Origin of the sequence: Kineococcus indalonis (genome assembly GCF_009906395.1) — a bacterium.
In the GTDB taxonomy this organism is placed as follows: Bacteria; Actinomycetota; Actinomycetes; order Actinomycetales; family Kineococcaceae; genus Kineococcus; species Kineococcus indalonis.
In genome coordinates this window covers 1-2,196 of the sequence record NZ_JAAALM010000602.1, presented here as the reverse complement: position 1 = coordinate 2,196, position 2,196 = coordinate 1, and the positions used below count along the sequence as shown (strand labels likewise).

Below are 2,196 nucleotides of genomic sequence, written 5' to 3'. Positions count from 1 at the left end.
GGCCAACCGGCTCGTCGGCAACCCCGAGGACGGCGCCGGCGTGGAGGCGCTGCTGGGCGGGCTGGTGCTGCGCACCGCGGCGCCGGCCGTGCTCGCGGTGACCGGCGCCCCGGCGCCGGTGGACGTGGACGGCTCCCCCGCCGGGCACGCGAGCGTGCTGGTGCTGCGCGCCGGGCAGACCCTGCGGCTGGGCACGGCCGCGGCGGGGCTGCGCACCTACGTCGCGGTGCGCGGCGGGCTGGCCGTGCCGCCCGTGCTGGGCTCGCGCAGCCGCGACACCCTCGCCGGCCTCGGCCCCGAGCCCCTGGCCGCCGGGGACCGGCTGCCGGTGGGCCCGCCGCCCGCGCAGCCGCCGCCGGTGCGCACCGTCCCCGTGCCGGCGCCGCCGACCGGGACGGTCGTGCTCGCGGTGCACCCGGGCCCGCGCGCGGACTGGTTCGAGGACCCCGCGGTGCTGTTCGCCGGGTCGTGGAGGGTGACGCCGGAGTCCGACCGGGTCGGGGTGCGCCTGGAGCGCCCCGCGGGGCAGCCGCCGCTGGTGCGCTCGGTGACCGCCGAGCTGCCCTCCGAGGGCGTGGCCCTGGGGTCCCTGCAGGTGCCGCCCACCGGCCGGCCGGTGCTCTTCGGGCCCGACCACCCGATCACCGGCGGGTACCCGGTGATCGGCGTGGTGCGCGACGCCGACGTCGACCTCGTGGCGCAGGTGCGCCCGGGGCAGTCCCTGCGCTTCCGCCCCGCCCCCGTGCGGCCGGGGGTCCCGGCGTGAGCGGCGCGGGCGTGAGCGGCGGGGAGGGCGCGAGCGGCGGGCAGGGCGCGGCGTTCGTGGCGGAGCTGCTGGACGAGGGCTCCTTCACCGCCCTGGCCGGGGCGCCGGCGGCACCGGGTCCGGGGGTGCAGGGTCCGGGGGTGCTCGCCGGGTTCGGCACCGTCGAGGGCCGGGAGGTGTGCGTGCTCGCCCACACCGGTCCCGGCGCGGGCGGGCCGCTGGCGGCGGCCGCGGTGCGCGCGGAGCTGCGGGTGCGGGCCGTCGCCGCCCGCACCGGCCGTCCCGTGGTGACCGTCCACGACGCCACCGGCCCGGGGACGCCGCAGGGGTTCGGGGAGCTGGTGCGCAGCGCCGCGGCGCTGTCGGGGGTGGTGCCGCAGGTCGCCGTCGTGGTCGGCGCGGCCGACGCCGAGCGGGCCCTGCTGCTGCCGCTGGCTGACGTGGTCGTCGCCACCGCTCCCGCGCGCTCGACGCTGGCCGACCCGGGCGCGCTGGCCGCGGCGCACGGGCCGCACGCCCCGGGGGACGCCGGCGGCGCGGCGCTGCACGCGGGCGCCACCGGGCGCTTCGCGCGCGTGGAGCCGGACGCCGCGGCCGCGGCGGGGTTCGTGCGCGAGCTGCTCGCGCACCTGCCGAGCAACAACCTCGCCACCCCGCCGCGCTGGGAGCTCGACGGGGAGCTCGACGGGGGACCGGACGCGGAGCTCGACGGGGGACCGGACTCGGAGCTGGAGGGCCTGCTGCCGCCGGACCCCACCGCCCCCTACGACGTGCGCGACGTGCTCGCCCGCCTCGTCGACGACGGGGAGCTGCTGGAGCTGCACGAGGAGCACGCGCCGAACGTGGTGACGGCCTTCGCCCGCGTCGACGGGCGCAGCACCGGGGTGCTCGCCCCCCAGCCGGCGGTCCTGGCCGGCGCCCTGGACGCGGCGGCGTGCGCGAAGGCGGCGCGGTTCGTGCGGTTCTGCGACGCGTTCGGCGTGCCGGTGCTCACCGCGGTGGACACCGCCGGGTTCGCCCCGGCCGCCGAGGACGCCCCCGGGGACCCCACCGCCTCCGCCGCGCAGCTGCTGTACGCCTACGCCGAGGCGTCGGTGCCGCTGATCACCGTCGTCACCGGCCGCGCGCACGGCCCGGCGGCGACGGCGCTGGGCTCGCGGCACGTGGGCGCGGACGTGGTGCTGGCGTGGCCGCGCGCGCGGCTGGGCCCGCGCGAGGCGGTGGCGGCGGTGGCCGCCGAGCACGGGCGGGAGCCGGGCGCGGCCGCCGAGCACGGGCAGGACGCGCACGCGGCGTGGCTGCGGCGGCTGGCCGAGCAGGACGAGCTGGCCGCGCCGGGGGCCGCGGTGGCCGCCGGCGACGTGGACGCGGTGCTCGCACCGGGCCGCACCCGCGCCCACCTGGTGCGCGCGCTGCGCCTGCTGGAGCGC

2 protein-coding genes are annotated in these 2,196 nt (G+C 81.6%); both read left to right on the top strand.

All coding sequences use genetic code 11. From position 1 onward, the window contains the following. On the top strand, positions 1-766 hold a 766-nt coding region (locus GTR00_RS19375; protein ID WP_166613192.1), incomplete at its 5' end, for a 5-oxoprolinase subunit C family protein. Continuing rightward, a partial coding sequence (locus GTR00_RS19370) for a carboxyl transferase domain-containing protein (protein WP_166613191.1) occupies positions 763-2,196 on the top strand: 1,434 nt, incomplete at its 3' end. The genes GTR00_RS19375 and GTR00_RS19370, both read left to right, overlap by 4 nt.